The organism is uncultured Tyzzerella sp. (assembly GCF_963558545.1).
Classification (GTDB): domain Bacteria; phylum Bacillota; class Clostridia; order Lachnospirales; family CAG-274; genus Tyzzerella.
The window spans coordinates 15125-32612 of the sequence record NZ_CAUWHO010000022.1 but is presented as its reverse complement, the minus strand read 5'-3'; the positions used below and the strand labels follow the sequence as shown (position 1 = coordinate 32612).

The 17488-nt window shown below is 26.7% G+C and carries 13 protein-coding genes; all 13 read left to right on the top strand.

Annotated elements, in window-relative coordinates; genetic code table 11:
* Positions 1–126 precede the first annotated feature (126 nt).
* Positions 127–5970, top strand: coding sequence for a DUF4314 domain-containing protein (locus tag R5Z65_RS05120; RefSeq protein ID WP_317367515.1), 5844 nt, complete (start codon positions 127–129; stop codon positions 5968–5970).
* Between the two features lie 106 nt (positions 5971–6076).
* Positions 6077–7039 carry a ParB N-terminal domain-containing protein gene (locus R5Z65_RS05115; RefSeq protein ID WP_317367512.1) on the top strand — a complete coding sequence of 321 codons (963 nt, stop codon included), beginning with the start codon at positions 6077–6079 and terminating at the stop codon, positions 7037–7039.
* A gap of 2 nt (positions 7040–7041) precedes the next feature.
* Positions 7042–8931: a DUF3991 domain-containing protein gene (locus tag R5Z65_RS05110; RefSeq protein ID WP_317367509.1), complete on the top strand. Its 1890-nt coding sequence runs from the start codon at positions 7042–7044 to the stop codon at positions 8929–8931.
* A gap of 198 nt (positions 8932–9129) precedes the next feature.
* Complete coding sequence (locus R5Z65_RS05105) at positions 9130–9531, top strand: hypothetical protein (RefSeq protein WP_317367507.1); 402 nt, start codon at positions 9130–9132, stop codon at positions 9529–9531.
* Positions 9528–10760, top strand: a complete 1233-nt coding sequence (gene mobP3, locus R5Z65_RS05100; RefSeq protein WP_317367504.1) for a MobP3 family relaxase — start codon at positions 9528–9530, stop codon at positions 10758–10760. Before R5Z65_RS05105 ends, mobP3 begins: the two co-directional genes overlap by 4 nt.
* A 28-nt stretch (positions 10761–10788) precedes the next feature.
* Positions 10789–12669: a hypothetical protein gene (locus R5Z65_RS05095; RefSeq protein WP_317367502.1), complete on the top strand. Its 1881-nt coding sequence runs from the start codon at positions 10789–10791 to the stop codon at positions 12667–12669.
* A 159-nt stretch (positions 12670–12828) separates the two neighbouring features.
* Positions 12829–13197: a single-stranded DNA-binding protein gene (locus R5Z65_RS05090; RefSeq protein WP_317367501.1), complete on the top strand. Its 369-nt coding sequence runs from the start codon at positions 12829–12831 to the stop codon at positions 13195–13197.
* Positions 13181–15043, top strand: coding sequence for a VirD4-like conjugal transfer protein, CD1115 family (locus R5Z65_RS05085; protein ID WP_317367498.1), 1863 nt, complete (start codon positions 13181–13183; stop codon positions 15041–15043). The genes R5Z65_RS05090 and R5Z65_RS05085 overlap by 17 nt, the downstream gene beginning before the upstream one ends.
* Before the next feature lie 12 nt (positions 15044–15055).
* Complete coding sequence (locus tag R5Z65_RS05080; RefSeq protein ID WP_317367496.1) at positions 15056–15421, top strand: hypothetical protein; 366 nt, start codon at positions 15056–15058, stop codon at positions 15419–15421.
* A 12-nt stretch (positions 15422–15433) separates the two neighbouring features.
* Positions 15434–16303: a conjugal transfer protein TrbL family protein gene (locus R5Z65_RS05075; RefSeq protein ID WP_317367495.1), complete on the top strand. Its 870-nt coding sequence runs from the start codon at positions 15434–15436 to the stop codon at positions 16301–16303.
* Positions 16304–16310: 7 nt separating this feature from the next.
* Positions 16311–16523 (top strand): hypothetical protein, encoded by a 213-nt coding sequence (locus R5Z65_RS05070; protein WP_317359476.1) that lies wholly within the window; start codon positions 16311–16313, stop codon positions 16521–16523.
* Between the two features lie 4 nt (positions 16524–16527).
* Positions 16528–16890 (top strand): hypothetical protein, encoded by a 363-nt coding sequence (locus R5Z65_RS05065; RefSeq protein WP_317367494.1) that lies wholly within the window; start codon positions 16528–16530, stop codon positions 16888–16890.
* Complete coding sequence (locus R5Z65_RS05060; RefSeq protein ID WP_317367491.1) at positions 16862–17467, top strand: hypothetical protein; 606 nt, start codon at positions 16862–16864, stop codon at positions 17465–17467. The genes R5Z65_RS05065 and R5Z65_RS05060 overlap by 29 nt, the downstream gene beginning before the upstream one ends.
* The last annotated feature ends 21 nt before the right edge of the window (positions 17468–17488 follow it).

The window sequence follows — 17488 nt, the reverse complement described above, 5'->3', positions numbered from 1 at the left end:
CGAGTTTTATGCGAGTTTTATGCGAGTTTTATGCGAGTTTTATGCGAGTTTTATGCGAGTTTTATGTTATATTTATGTGTTATTATATTAGTATGAAATAATATATCAAAAGAAAGGTTGATATAAATGTCTAAATATGAAGAGATAAAAGTTAGTTTTAGTAAAAAATTAAAAGAAATACTTTCAAATAAAGAAGAATTTATACAATTTATAAAATTTTATTCTAAATTTTATAAATATGATTTTCAAGATAGCTTATGTATATATGTTCAAAAAGAAAATGCTACTGCAGTAGCACCTTATGATACTTGGAAAATGATAAAATATCAAGTTAAAAAGGGTGAAAAAGGTATAGGGCTTTTTGATGACAGTACCTTTAGTAAATTAAGATATGTTTTTGATGTATCTTCTACTTACCAACAAAAAATAAATTTATGGCAATATATTGAAGATAAACATAAAGATATAGTAGATTTGAATTTTAGTAAAGATAAGTTTAAACAAAAATATTCTCTTGAAAATATAGAAGATAAAAATCTTAAAGATTTAATTTTCTATATGAATTTAATTGCAAAAAATATAAGATTAGGTTTAGAAGCTAAAGATTATACTGATATAGTAGAAAAAACTTTACCTAAAATAAAAATACAAGATGTAGATATATTTTTTAATGAATTATGCTCAAGTATAAGTAATGATTTATTAGAAATTGAAAATAGTATAAAATTATATGAAAGAAATTTAATAAAACAAAAAGAAGAAAAGGAGCAAAAGCCAGATGTTCCTTTTTTTAATACTCAAAATAATGAAAATAAGCCAAGTCAAGTTACTATAGACGATTTGGCAAAAGATGAAAACAATATAGTGGAAATAAAAATTGAAAATACAAATTCTAGCGAAACAGAAAATAATAATGAAGAAATACCAATAAAATATAATATTGGCAATACAATAGTACTTGATGAAATGATAGGGGAAAATTTGCCTTATGGCTTAAAAGGTACTATTAAAAAGATAGATAGTGTAGGGCAAATACATATAAGTTGGGAAAATGGTAGCACTTTAGCAATAGACCCTAAAATAGATAAATTTGAAGTTTTACAAAATAAAAGTTTAAATTTAGAAGAAGATAAAAATAAGACTTCTTCTTTTTTGTCTTTAAATTTTAATATACATAGTAAAAAAGCACCATATCCAACGACTACAAATGAAAAAATACAAGCTAACATAGATGCAATAAAAATGCTTATAAAAATAGAAAGTGAAAAACGAGTAGCGAGAGCAGAAGAAAAAGAAATATTAGCTAACTATGTTGGTTTTGGTGGTTTGCCTCAAGTTTTTGAAAATCCTGAAAAAATAGAAAGTCCATTTATACGAGAAAAGGCTATTGAACTTAAAGAAATTTTAACGGATAAAGAGTACGAAATGGCGAGGGCTTCAACACTTAACGCACACTATACACCAAATGAAGTTATAGATGAAATTTATAGAGCAATAAATGGCTTTGGATATAACAACAACATAAAAATACTTGAGCCTTCTTGTGGAACAGGTAACTTTATAGGAAATCTGCCAGAAAACTTAATAAATAGCAATGTTACAGGTGTTGAGCTAGATAGCCTTACAGGTAGAATTGCAAAACAGTTATATCCAAATGCAAGGATAAAAATAAATGGTTTTGAAAATGAATATTTCAATAAAAATAGCTTTGATTTAGTTGTTGGTAATGTACCTTTTGGAGATTATAGAATTTATGACAAAGAGTACAACAAAAACAACTATTTAATACACGATTATTTTATAAATAAAAGTATTGAACTTACTAAACCAAATGGAATAGTAGCAGTAATTACAAGTAAAGGTACACTTGATAAAAAGGACGATAGCTTTAGGCGAGAAATTGCAAAAAAAGCAGAGCTTGTAGGAGCTATAAGGCTACCTAATACTACATTTAAAAAACTTGCAAACACAGAAGTTGTATCTGATATTTTGTTTTTTCAAAAGCTTGAAAAAGAGCGAGAAGAAGTACCTGAATGGGTAAACACAACTGAAGTTAAGTATGAAAATCGTATAAACAACTATTTTGCAACACACCCTGAAATGATTTTAGGAGAGCTTGATTATAAAACAAATAGGTATGGTGGATATGATTTAACAGTAAATTCTACAAGTGAAAATTTAGTAGAAGATTTAAAACAGGCAGTAGAAAACTTACCTAAAAATATTGTAAATAACGAGTTGTTGCTTACAAATGATGATATTATTAATGAAGATAATGGACAAAATGATAAAGACATAGATTATCTGCTTCATCAACATAATTATAGAATTTATAGATATGCTTATTATACCGATAAAATATTTTACAAATATTCAAACAATCACATTGAACAAGTTAATGTAAAGAACAAAGATAGAGTTATCGGTATGATAAAAATTAGAGATTTAGCAAAAGAGATAATAGATGTACAGTTAGATACTTACACTTATGATATAGAAACTTTTGATGAATTATTTAACAAAAAGCTAAAAGAATTTAATCGTATATATGATGAGTTTGTATCAAAATATGGTTATATAAATAGCAGAATCAATATATCGGCTTTTAAGGAAGATGACGACATACATTTTTTAACTTCATTAGAAAAATCAGTTGATGGAAAATATGAAAAAACAAAATTTTTCTTCCAAAAGACTATTGCTCCAAATATTGAGATAGAAAGTGTAGACAATGTAAAAGATGCACTTGTATTATCTCTTAATAAGTATGGTAATATAAATTTTGAGTATATGCAGAAGTTATATGATAAGCAGATTAATGAAATAATAGACGAACTTGTACAAGGAGATTTTATCTACTTAAATCCTTTAAATTATAGCAAAGAAGATATTACAAAAGGTTGGGAAGTAAAATCTATTTACTTAAATGGTAATGTTAAAAACAAGCTAAAAATAGTAGAAGAGCTAAAAGATGAAAGTCCATACTTTCAAAGAAATATTGAAAAGCTAAAAGAAGTTATACCTAAAGATGTAGATTTTTCTGATATAAAAATAGATATAGGTTCAGACTTATATAAACCTGAAGATATGAAAGCTTTTGCTAAAAAAATATTAAATTTATATTCAGAGCCTGATATTAGATACAACGAAAAAACTTCTGAATGGAAAATATATAACAAAACAGTACATAACTATTTAGCCACACAAGAATATGGTACAAATCGTATAGGGGCATTATATATATTTGAAAAAATACTTAATAATACAGAAATTGTTGTTAAAGATGAAGTTGAAGATAGTGAGGGCAGAAAAAGGTATGTTCAAAACAAAGAAGAAACTATAAAAGCAACAGAGAAAAAAATGCTTATAGAACGAGAATTTGAAGAATTTATTCATCAAAATAAAGAAATTAGAGATAGAATAATGAAAGAATACAACGAAAGATTTAATAATTCTATAAACGCAAACTTTGATTTAGAATTAACTTTGCCTAACTTGTCCCCAGATATAAAACTTCGCCCACACCAAAAAAGAGCAGTAGCAAGGAGCATTTTTAACCCTAACAACTTACTACTTGACCATCAGGTAGGGGCAGGCAAAACTTTTATAATGATAGTGTCGGCAATGGAAAACAAAAGACTAGGCAGAGCAAACAAGCCACTTTTAGTAGTGCCAAATAACATAATGGGACAGTTTAAAAATGATTTTTATCTTTTGTATCCAAATGCTAACATTTTGTATGCAGATGAAAAAAGCTTTGAAACCAAAAATAGAAAAAGATTTTTATCTAAAATTGCTCAAAATGAGTATGACGCAGTAATTATGGGGCAGTCCCAATTTGATTTACTTAAAATATCTAAAGGAAGACAAATTGAATATTTGCAAACTGAAATAGAGCAAATAGTAGAAGAAATATCAGATTTAAATAGCTATGAAGACAGAATTTCTATAAAATCACTTGAAAGAACGAAAAAAGCACTAGAGAAAAGTCTAAAAAAATTAATGGATAGCAAGGAAGAAAGCATACTTGATTTTGAACAGTTGGGAGTTGACGCCTTATATTTAGATGAGGCACATTTATATAAAAATTTATATTTTGTAACTAAACTTAGAAATATTGCAGGTATAAATCAAACGGCATCACAGAGAGCTACTAACTTAAAAATGAAAATAGAATATTTAGAAGAAATAGGTGGCAAAGTAACATTTGCAACAGGTACCCCTATATCAAATACAATGGCAGAGATGTACACAATGCAAAGATATTTAATGCAGAATACATTAAGAGAACAAGGCATTTATAACTTTGATAGTTGGCAAAAAATCTTTGCAAGTACGCAGACAAAACTAGAAGTATCGCCCACAGGTAATGGCTTTCAACTAAAAACAAGGTTTGCAAATTTTAGAAATATACCTGAACTTATGAAACTTTATAATAGTGTAGCAGATGTTGTTAGCAACGATATGATAAACTTGCCTATACCTAAATATACAAATGAAGTGCTTGAAGCAGAAACAAGCGAAGAACTAGCAAAAGAAATGAAAAGCTTTGGAGAAAGAGCAGAAAAGTGCAAAAATGGTAGTGTAAACCCTAAAGATGACAATATGCTAAAAATCGTAAACGAAGGAAGATATGCAGGGCTTGATATAAGACACATTAATGAAAATAATCCTGATTATGAAAATAGTAAAGTAAACCTTGTTGTTAATAAAGTTGTAGAAATTTATAATCAGACAATGGAAAATAAATCTACACAAGTTATATTTTCTGACTTGTCTACACCTAAAGATGATGAATTTAATGTGTATGATGATATTAAAAACAAGCTAATTCAAAAAGGAATAAAAGAAGATGAAATAGCCTTTGTACACACTGCTAAAAATTCAAAACAAAGGGAAGATATGTTTGAAAAAGTGCGTACAGGAGATATAAGAGTTATTTTAGGTAGCACTACAAAAATGGGTGCAGGTACAAACTTTCAAAATAAGCTAGTAGCTCTTTATCATTTGGATACACCTTGGCGACCTTCTGACCTTGAGCAACGAGAAGGTAGGATATTAAGGCAAGGCAACGAAAATGAAGAAGTAAAAATTTTTAGATGTATTACAAAAGGTAGCTTTGATGCTTATAGTTGGCAGATTTTAGAGCAAAAACAAAGGTTTATAACACAGGCGAAAGTTGGTGCTATAACAGGGCGAGAAGTTAAAGACATAGACGATGTAACTCTTGATTATGCAGAGATTAAAGCACTAGCAACAGGTAACCCTAAAATTAAAAGAAAAATGGAAATAGACACTGAAATAGAAAAGATTAGAGTTTTAGAAACGGCTTATAGGAAAAAGCAATATTCAAGTGAAAACTTTTTAAATGAGATTTATCCAAAAGAACTTGAAAGGTTTAACAACAGAATAGAAAGATTAAAGCTAGATGATGAATATATAAAAACTTTAGGAGATTTATCTAGTGATGAAAATTTTGAAATAACTATAAAAGATAACAAATATACAGATAAAGAAAAAGCAGGTGCATTTTTAATACAAGTAGCTAATGCATCAGGCTTTGGAGATTTAATTGGCGAGTATAAAGGTTTTAAAATTTATAGTAATAGTACACAGTTAAGTGCAGATATAAAACTAAAACATAATGCTAGCCACAGATTGACTTTAAATAATGGTTATAAAAAAGCAAATATAGATTTACTTGACGAGTGTATTTTATCAATAGATAAAAGGATAGAAATAGCAGATAAAAATATAAAAGATTTGCAAGAACAAAAAGAGCAAGTAGAAAAATTTTATAACACACCATTTGAACACAAAGAAACTTTAGAAAATCTGTTAAAGGAGAAAATAGAACTTGAAAAAGAGTTTGAAAATGAAAATAAAACTTGTGTTCAATTTGAAGATGATAATATAAAAGAAGAAAAAATTTTAGAAAATAAAATTTTAGATGATGAAATAGAGCTATAATTTAAAATACGAGAATGTAAGAGAATGTAAGAAACTATAAGAGAGTTTAAGACATTTTATGAGAAAATAAGAGAAAATCAAAGTAAAATAATTAGGAGTTAATATTATGAGTACAATTAGTGATATAAAAAAGGAAATCTTTGGAGATTTACAAAATAAAAATATAGAAAACAACAAATTAACTAGTAAAGATGTTTTTAAAGAAGAAAGTGAAATTTATATAAGTATGTTACAAAGTTTTGAAGAAAACCCTTTTAAATTATGTGGCAAAGAAGAAATAAAAGAACTAGCAGAATCTATAAAAGATGAAGGTTTATTAAATCCAATAATTTTATGGAAGAAAGAAAATAGTTACGTTATTTTAAGTGGACATAACCGTATAGAAGCCCTTAAAATGATTGGTTATGAAAAGCTAGATAAAACAATGTATAAAATAAAAGAAAATATAAGCCTTGAAGATGCAAGGCTTATATTAGTGGATACAAATTTAGTCCAACGAAAAGATATTTTACCTAGTGAAAGAGCAAAAGCCTATAAAATTTGGAAACAAGTATTAGAGCAAAAACAAGCTAAAAGAAGTGAAAATTTTGTGTTTGAAAATGCCGTCAACACAGGAGAAATAGCCGAACAGAAAGATTTGTATCACGATGTTACAAACGAAAATAGAATGACAATATTTAGGTATTTAAGGTTAAATTATCTTATTACAGATTTACTTAATAAAGTAGATGAAAAAGAATTAAGTTTAGTTATGGCAGTAGAATTATCTTATCTTAAAGAAAATGTACAAAATATAGTGTTTGATTATTTCTTTATACAAAATAAATCTTCTTTAAGTATGGATATTTGTAAAAAGATTAGAGAAAAAGCTACAAAAGTTGAAATAACAGAAGAAACGCTAGCTTTAATAATTGAAAGTGTAGAAAAGAAAAAGATACCACGAACTTTTAAGCTAAATTTTAAAGATATTAGAGAAATAAGCAATAAAACTTTTACAACAGATAAAGAAGCAAAAGATTATGTATTAGAGTGTGTAAGATTTTATGAAGAAAATAACAAGGAGTGCTAGCTATGGCAGGTTTTACTCAAGAACAGTATAAAAAAGCAAGTGAAACTAATATACTTGATTATTTAATTTCTAATGGATATAACATAAAAAAGGTTGGGGCTAATGAATACACCCTTGAAGAACACGATAGTATGCGAATTAATCCATTAAAAAATAATTTCTTTTGGAATAGCCGTAATGTTGGTGGCTCTACAATTCAATTTTTACAATATTATGAGGGTAAAAGTTTTGTAGATGCAGTTAAAATTTTAAGTGGCGAACAAGTTTCACCTACTATAACAAATAGACCGAAGTATACACCTAAAATAGAAGAAAAGGGCGAATTAATTTTGCCAGAAAAAAATGAAGATAATAAAAGAGCTATTGCATATCTTACTAAAAGCAGAAAATTAGATTTTGAAATAGTAAATAGCTTAATAAAAAGTGGGAATATTTATGAAAGTAAAGATAAACACAATGTTGTATTTTTAGGTAAAGACAATGAAAACAATGTTAAATATGCAATGCAACGAAGTACATTAACTGAAAGCACCTACAAAGGAGATTGTGAAAATAGCGATAAAAACTTTGGCTTTAGGATAAATTCACAAAATAATTGTGATAAAGTTTGTGTATTTGAAAGTGCTATCGACTTAATGACACACGCAACCATATCTAAACATCTAGGTAAAGATTGGAAAGATATAAATAGAGTGTCTTTAGGGTGTTTATCATTTAAAGCTATGGATAACTTTTTAAAAGATAATAACCATATAAAAGAAATAAATCTGTTTTTAGATAACGATGAAGCAGGGCAAGAAAATGCCCAAAAATTTTATAATCAATATAAAGATAATTATAAAATAAACATTATACAAGTAAAATCTAAAGACTTAAATCAAACTTGGCAAGACTATTTAAAAGATAAAGAACTAAATAATAATATTAAAATATCAGGCTATTTAAAATGTTTAAATAGTCCATTTGTATTGCCTAAAAAACTAGAAAATAGCAATTTAAAACAGTATTTAAAAAATATGCTAGATGATTTTGAAGAAAAACAAAATATTGAAAATATAGAAAGTATATTTAAAAATGAACTGATTTTTGAAAGCGAAGATAACAAAGCTATTTTAGTTTGTAAAGATGAAAAAGGCGAAAATGTTGGTGGTTATAAGTGGGATATTTATAACAAAGATTTTACACTTAAGCCGTTACAAAATAGTAAAGAAGAGCCTATTTATTTTAAATCCATATCAGAAGAAAGTGATTGTATAATGGTTTTTGATGATATAGTGTCGCCTATATACTTAATGAAAACAGTAAATACTGCCTATGTGTCTGGAGTAGAAAATTTAGAAAACATAGATAAACTTATTAATAGCAATAAAAAAGTAAAAAATATAGTGCTATTCTCAACGGATAAAGATTTTCAAAACAATTTTAAAGACGAAAATAGTGAAATTTATAAAGCTATTAAAAATAAGGCAGACAAATATGGAATAGAAATTAAAGTTGAAGAATGGGAAGAAGATTGTTATAAAAGTTTTTTAAAACAAAATTTTTTTCAGGATAAATTTCAATTAAGTGAACAAGGCGATAATGAAGAGTTATATTGTTTTTTGAGAAAAAATACAAATATACCTAAAGAAAAACTTTTAAAAGCATTTAAAAACAACGATATTTATCAGGATATTGATAGAAATATGATTTTTGTAGCTAAAAATGAACAAGGCGAAAATATAGGTGGATACAAATGGGATATTTATAGCAAAAGTGAAAACTTAATTCTAATACCTAACAGTAATATGAGCCAAAAACAACAAGATGATATATCAGGCTTTGCTAAAAAAATATATAGTCAAGTATATAAATCACTAGAAATACAGGAAGAAACAAGCCTTGAGACTTAGTTAAATTTTTTATTTTTTGGCTTAAAAGCTATGGGCTTTGCCCACCTTGCCCACCTTTTAGGTGGTAAGGCAGGATAAGGTGTGTTACCACACACCTTGAAAACAGCTTGTAGGCTAGCCTACAACGGTGTTACTTTAAATATTAGAGTAACATTTTTGTAACACTGAAATATGCATACCTAAAAGGAGTGGTTTATTATGAAAGAGCAATTGGAGTATATTCCGTTTAAAATTCCAAAACATAAAAAAGAACAATTAGAAAAATATGCAAATAAACATCATAATGGCAATGTTTCAATGGCAATTCGTGAATTTATCGACAAAGGACTTTCTATAAATTCATATAAAGATGAAATTAGCTTTTTAAGGCAAATGATTAATGAAGAATTAGAAGCTACATTAAATCCATATATGAATAGACTTATTGCTATATCGTCAAAAGGAGCAGTAATGAGTGCTAGTAGTCATTTTGCTTTGGCAGATGTTTTATATAGATTTGTGCCACCTGAACACAGACGAAATTTAGAAGAAGCTTTAGTAGAAAATAAGAAAAAAGGTTATGTTTATGTAACAAGTAAAGATTATAAGGTGGATAAATGAAAGATGTAGTTTTCAAACTTAAATTTAACCACCCAAACAAAGCTAATACTACTAAACTTAATGTCAATCATTTTAAGTACATTTGTACAAGAAGTGGAGCAATGTATAATGATGGGAAAAATTTTTGTTGCTTTGGAAAAGTTTCAAATTTAGGGTATGACACTTTTGGAGAAATAAATGATTTTGGTATTATCAAAAATCATATAAAAGAAAAATCTAAAAATAAAACTACACTTTATAAGTGTGTAATATCTCTTAAAGAAGAAGATGCCTTAAAGAAAAATTATGATGATAGAAAATCTTGGGAAGAAATGATAAAAAATAATGCTAGCAAAATTGCAAAACAAATGGGGATAAAAGTGGAAGATTTTGAGTATGTTTGTTCTGTACATATGGAAAAAGGACACCCACATATGCACTTTATGGCTTGGGATAAAAATCAAGAAATATTAAGAACTTCTATACCTAAACAAAATTTTGCTAATATAAGAAAATCTTTAACCAATTACATATTTAAAGATGAACTACAAGATATTTATAATTTGAAGAACGAAAGCCAAAAAGATTATGAAAATTCTTTAAAAGATATGTTTGATATATCTGATGAAGATTACAGAAAAATTTTACAAGAGATAAAATCTTTTGATGAAGATATGAACGACAGTAAGATTTTTAATATTAACTTAAAAGATAATTATATTGAAAATATAATACACGATATTTATCTTCTAAAAAAACAGTTGCCTAAAACAGGTAGATTAAATTATAAATTTATGCCCCAAGATATAAAAAATCATTTAGATACAATTAGCAAAAAAATAATAGCTAATAATTTAGAAGTTAGAACTAGCTACTATAATTACATAAAATCTATAAAAGATGTAACAGAATTTAGCTCTAAAAATGAAAAATATATTGATAAAAATGTAAAGCAAGCAGAAGATGAACTTTTAAAATTTGCAGGTAATCAAATTTTGAAAATTTGTAAAGAGTTTAACCAAAAAGAATTTGAATACAAAAAAGAAGAATTTGAGCAAAATCAAACACAGTTTGAAAATAAGCAAATTTTAGGGTTAATGTCTAGCCTTATAAATTTTATGACTAGAGAAGAAAACAAAAATAAAAATAAAGCTAGTTTTAGAAACAAAGCAGAAAGCAAAGAAGCTAAAAAAGAGCTAGCTTTAAAAATGCAAAATAAATCTCAAATAGATTGGGAAAATGAAAGATAAAATAAAATTAATGAAAGGTGTGTTTATTATGCAAAATATATATGAATTAGAAAAAATTTATAATAACGATGGAGAAGTTTATTTCTATGAAGATGAACATAAGGCTAAAACAGAATTAGAAAGTGAATTTGAAGTATGTCTTAAAGAATTTAAAAATAAAGATAAAGATATGCGAGAAACATCTTTATCTTATAAAAATTATATGCTAAAGACAAATAATTTAAAAGAAGCTATAAATTTAAGTGGTTTATATGAAGACGATGTTAAATATGATTTAAAATTAGATAACTTAGATAAAGAAATTACTTTTGAAGAATGTAAATATATTCTTCAAAATATGGAATATGAAGATAGAAATAAAGTATTTGAAGTTGCAGAAGAAAAATTTCCATTTAGTATAAATGAAAATGGTAAGTTTATAGATAGAAACTTTGCATATGATTATTTTAGAGAAGAGATAGAACTACAATTAGATTTTATAAGAAAAGATGAACTTTTTGAAATATTTGAAGATAGTAAAAATGTTATAGAATTTGCAGAAAACTTATTTAATAATACAAAAGTTTTAGGGATGCAACCTAAAAATTCAGGGATTTTTTGGGAAGATTTTAATATTAAATTATTAAACTTATATATCAAGACAAAAAAAGATTATAATTCAGAAAATATACTTTCAAATAGAGAGTTTTATGCAATTAAAATGTATAAAGGATATTATGATGAAGTTATTAATCAAATTGTTTTTGATAAAGAAGAAGCCGAAGAAATAGCAGATAAGTTGTTTTTAAATTATGATAGAGAAGATTATAGTTATAATAGACATAATGATTTACTAGTAATTAAAAAGTATAGTATAAAAGACGATAGCATAAAAGATATAAAAACTCTATTAGAAAAATTTCAAGAACAACAGGGGAGCTTATTATTTTGCTTAGGAGAATTTGAAAAAGAACAAGTTGATACAAGCTCGTTTAAGTTAGAAAATATAATAGAACAATATATATTTCAGGGATTACATTTTAATAATGATAAAATAGAACAAAGAGAAATAGACAGAGCTATTAGTAAAATAAAAGTCTATGATGAGCAAATATTAGAAAAAAAGATAGAAAATTCAAAATTTACAGAAGCGATAAATAAGTGTAAGATTGATAAAGACCCTATTGGTTATGAGGCTTATTTTATGGGTGGAATTAAATATTATCCTAAAGATAAATTTATTAAGAATTTAGAGGATAATGGGTATAAAGATTTAGTAGAAGATGTTAAATTTTGGGAATATTGTTTCTGGAAAGATACAGAAATGATAGACTTAATTCCTGACAAATTTAAAGATGTTGAAATGTGTAAAAAAGCAGTTAATTATTGGGGGTGTTTTATAAGGGCAGTGCCTGATGAAATATTGCAAGAAAATAAAAATTTATTATATGATGCAGTAACAGAAAGAGCGATAGCTATACAAGAAATACCACAAAAATATAAGAATAAAGAATTTTATGAAAAAGCTTTGGAACTAAACTCAGAAGCAGTTAAATATGTACCTAAAGAATATCTCTCAAGTACAAAATTTAATTTATCAGAGAAAGGCGACAATGAAGAACTATATTGCTTTTTAATAAAAAATACAAATATACCTAAAGAAAAACTTTTAAAAGCATTTAAAAACAACGATATTTATCAGGATATAGATAGAAATATGATTTTTGTAGCTAAAAATGAACAAGGCGAAAATATAGGTGGTTACAAATGGGATATTTATAGTAAAAGCAAAGACCTAGATTTAATACCAAACAGTAATATGGACCAAAAACAACGAGATGACATGTTAATTTTTGTAAAAAATATATATGAGCAAGTTTTTAAGCAGGAAGAAATACAGATAGAAGACAATTTTGAAATAGAGCCTTGAGAAAGGAGGTGCAGTATGAAAAATGGTAAAAATCTAACAAAAAAACAAAAAAATTAAATCCACAAAATCGGCTTATTGTAAAAAACACATCTGATGCTATGGAAATATTACATAAGACAAGTGGGAAAATGAAAATTATAAAAAAAGGAGTTTAAAAAAATGAACAAATCAATCTTTAGTGGTAGACTTACTGCCAACCCTGAAATTAAGTATTCACAAGGAGTAGAGCCTATTGCCATACTTAATTTTGCTCTAGCCGTAGAGAGAAAATACAAAAAAGAAGAAGAGCCGAATGTAGATTTTGTTAATTTTGTAGCGTTTGGCAAAATAGCAGAATTTATAAGTAAATATTGTACTAAAGGTAAAAAAATAGGTATAATAGGTTATTTAAAAAATAAGACTTGGAAAGATGAAAACAATAAAACTAAAACTTTTACAGAATTTATTGTAGAAGAAGTAGAGTTGTTAGATAAAAAAGAAAATACCGAAAATGAGAGTAAAGGGATAACAGATGAAGAAACTATTTAAAATTTTAGGTTATGCTCTAACACTTAGCATACCTTTATCATCAGTAATAACAATGGCATTTAGCAAAGTATTTTTAGGTAAGTTTATTATTATAAACAACTCAAATATTTTGCTTTTTTTATGCTCAACTATTTTAATAACTATTTTTATAGGTTATTGGCTTAGCGATAGTGAGAGAAAATATTTAAAGTATGATGAAGTAAATATTGAAATAATGGACGGTATTTTCATACCAAAGCCTATAAAAAATAAATATCAATATGGTTCTAGTTGGTTTTTAGAAAAAGAAAAGTTTGATAAAACTTTTGCTTATAACATACTAGAAGATAACAAAATGACAAGGTTGTTACTTGCCAACAGGAAAGTATCTGAAGAAATTTTTGAAAAATATAAGTTTCAAAAAGGTGGTATATCTTTAGGTTTAGAAAAAGTTAATAGCAAAGAAAAAATTTATTATAACGATGATGACACCCACTCAATAATACTTGGGGCTACAAGAAGTGGTAAAGGGCGAAATGTTTTGTTACAAACAATAGGTGTACAAGCATTAGCAGGGGAAAATATGATTTTATCAGACCCTAAAGGCGAGTTGTTTTGTTATACAAATGAGTTTCTGAAAAATCTAGGATATGAGGTAATAGCACTTGATTTTGAAGAACCTGAAAAAAGTAATAGTTATAACTTTTTACAAAATGTTATTGATTATGTAAATGAAGGAGATATAACAAGAGCTATTGATAGTGTAGAAGATATAGTTGATATGCTAGTACAAAAAGGTAGTACAGAACCTATTTGGGAAAATGGAGAAAAATCTATACTTGCTTTTGCAATATTACTTGTAGTTATAGAAAATAAAAATAATCCTGAATATCAAAACTTAACTAATGTATATAATTTTTTATCAAAAATGTGTATATCCGATGAAAATGGAAAAACACCACTTAATAAATATATACAAGAATTACCTGATAACCACCCTGCAAAAATGAAAGCAAGTATATCGCTTGTTGCACCTGAAAAAACAAGGGGTAGCTTTTTTACTTCGGCATTATCTACATTAAGGCTTTTTTCAAATCCTTTTATATATGAAATGAGTAAAAAAACAGACTTTGATATAAATGATAGTAGTAAAAGAAGAGCTATATTTATAATATTACCTGACCAAAAAGAAACATATAATTCACTTGCAGGATTATTTATAAGTCAGTATCATAACTCTCTTATAAAAAATGCAAAAGCTAATGGTAATAGGTTACCTATAAGAGTTAATTTTAATCTTGATGAGTTTGGTAACTACCCTGCTATTAATGGTATGGAGTCTAAAATGACAGTATCTGCAGGTTATGGCATTAGATTTAATTTATTTATACAAAGTTTTGCACAGTTTATAAAGGTGTATGATGAAAATACGGCAAGTACACTTAAAGACAACGCAGAAACTTTAATATATCTTAAAAGTGAAGATATAGGAACACTTGATGAAATGTCTAAAAAACTAGGTACATACACTGCTATAAATGTTACAGAGAGTAATGCAAAAAATAGCTTTACATCTAGCACAAGTTACATAGAAAGACCACTTTTAACACCTATTGAGATTAAAAAAATACAACGACCTAACACACTTGTTTTAAAAAGTGGTAATAATGCAATTTTTTATGCACCTGATTTGTCAAGTTGGAAATTTAACAAAATGTATGGGCTAGGGGACAAAGAACACAATAGACAAGTTATAGCAGAAAGGCAAGAAAAACGCCCTAAAAAATTAAGTAGTCAAATAGAGATTAAGCTATGGAATAATTTTTATAAAACATTAGCAGAAGAACTTAAAGATTATGAAATGTAAAGGAGATTAATTATGACAAAATTTATTAAAAAAATTAATGACAAAGTAGTATCTTTTTATGCTTTAGTAGTTTCAATGATATTGATGAAAACAAATTTAGCATTTGCAAATGATTTAATGAACAACCCAATAACAGAAGGTGCTAAACAAATGTTACAAGATGCTTCAAAAGTTGTAATGTTACTAGCAACAGTTGCGACACCATTTTTTATTGCTTTGTATCAATTTAAAAAGAAAGCAAGTGATGATGAAATGGAAGGTAAGCAGTATGATAAAAAGACAAAAGCAGTTATTTTGTGTTATATACTTATAATGAGTGCTAGTGTTATTGTTAATGTTGTTGCACACTATTTTAAAATAGGTGGAACGGCAGTTTAGGAGTGTTAATATATGACAAAGATATTAGAAGCTTTAATAACTGACTTTTTCAAAGATGCATTTCCTATTGCAGATATTTTGTTTGCAAGTCTTATAAATATAGTGTTTTGGGTAGAAAATCATATAAGCGATGGTTCTATTTTTCAAAATACAATATTAGATAATAGCAAAAGTGATATATTTTTTGGGAAGTTATTTCAAGTTACTACAAGTTTTGGAGTAGCTTTTTTGATTTTTAAATTTTTAAAGAAGATATTTGATACATATATAATAGGTAGTGATGGCGACCCTTCAATGTCTGTTGAAAATATAGTTATAGGTTTTTGTAAGGGGCTTATTATAATATTTTCATTTAACTTTTTATATGAAATATTTGTAAATATATCAATAGATTTTATAAATGAAATGTTAGATGCAGTAGGACTTGTAACATTACCTAGTTTAATGCAAGTTTTTGAAACATATTTTTTAGGATTAGGTTTATTTGCGTTAGTAGGACTACTTATATTTTTCATATGTTACTTAATTTTAGTATTTCAGTTTATAAAACGAGGACTTGAAATGCTTATTTTAAGACTTGGCGTTCCGATAGCTTGCGTAGGACTTATTGATAGCGACAACGGGGTGTTTGCACCATACATAAAAATGTTTATACAAAATAGTGTAACTGTTGTTATACAACTTGCAATGATAAAGTTAGGTTTTGGAGTAGTTGCAAATGGAAATATATTTTTTGGTATAGCCTGTATGATAATGGGTATTAAAACACCACAATTTTTACAACAGTTTATGATAGGTTTAGGAAGTAGTGGAATAAATATGATGACTATAAATCAAACGGCAAGTATGGTTTCAAGGGTTAGTAGGTTTATAAGAAAGTAGGGTTAGTATGGATACAATAAATAGCTTAATAAATGTAATGATAGGCTTAATAACTGTTGGTATAGTCTTTAAATTAGCTAACCACTTACTAGCTATGATGTTTAACTTAGAAGAAAAAGAAAGCTATATTAAAAAAATAAAAAATTGCTTAATAGCTTTTGTAGGTGCTATTTCAATTTTTACTATAAAAGCTATTATAGAATATTATTTTAGGAGATGATTTTTTGAGTAAAGAAGAAAATAATCATAATTTATATATGCCCTCCAACTTATCAACAGAAACTCAAATAGTGTCAGGTATAGGTAAAAAAGAAGCAAAATATTTTGCCTATTTATTTTTAGTTGATATTGTTGTAGGGATATTAGTTGGAATTTTTACAACAGTAAATATAGGTATTTTAGTTATAGTACCTTTAGCTATGTTTTCATATTTTTTGGTTGTTAAAAATCCTAATAACAACTACTCAACAATGACACAGTTGGTAGGTATGTATAAATATTATAACAAGCAAAATTTATACAAATACAAATATACAGAATGGTGGGAAAAATATTTAGATGAAGAAGAAAAATCAAAGCAAAAATAAAAAAATGACTGTTAATCAGTACATAAATGTAGCAGATATAAAAAACAATATGCTATATACAAAAGACAACTTTATAATAGGATTTATTAAAGTTGGCACAGTTTCTATAAGCACAATGAGTAAGACAGATATAAATATACTTACAAAAACTTTAAGCAGTGAGTTTGCTTCTGTTAAAGATAACCTTAGAATGCTTAAAATATCAAAGCCTGTTGATATAAGTAGGTTAGTTAGTGATTATAGACAAATGTATGTAGCTTCTAACAATTTAAAACAAAAGGAACTTTTAAGAGAAGCCACACTTTTTCTACATAAATATTCTGTTAATGGTAATGAGTTAGAAAATGAATATTACTTTTTAATTAGAGAGAGCTTAAACAATTTTGTAGAACTTGAAAAGAAACTAATCAATATAGCTAGAAAATTTCAAGCAGGTAAAATACAAGCAAATGTTTGCACAACAGAAGAAATAGCAAGGTTATGCAACTTGTTTGCCAATTCTTCTTATGGAAATATTGAAACAATGGAGCTTGAAGATAGTTTATCAATAATAAATATGAACTATGATGAAGTGTGATTATATATGATTAAGTGTGAA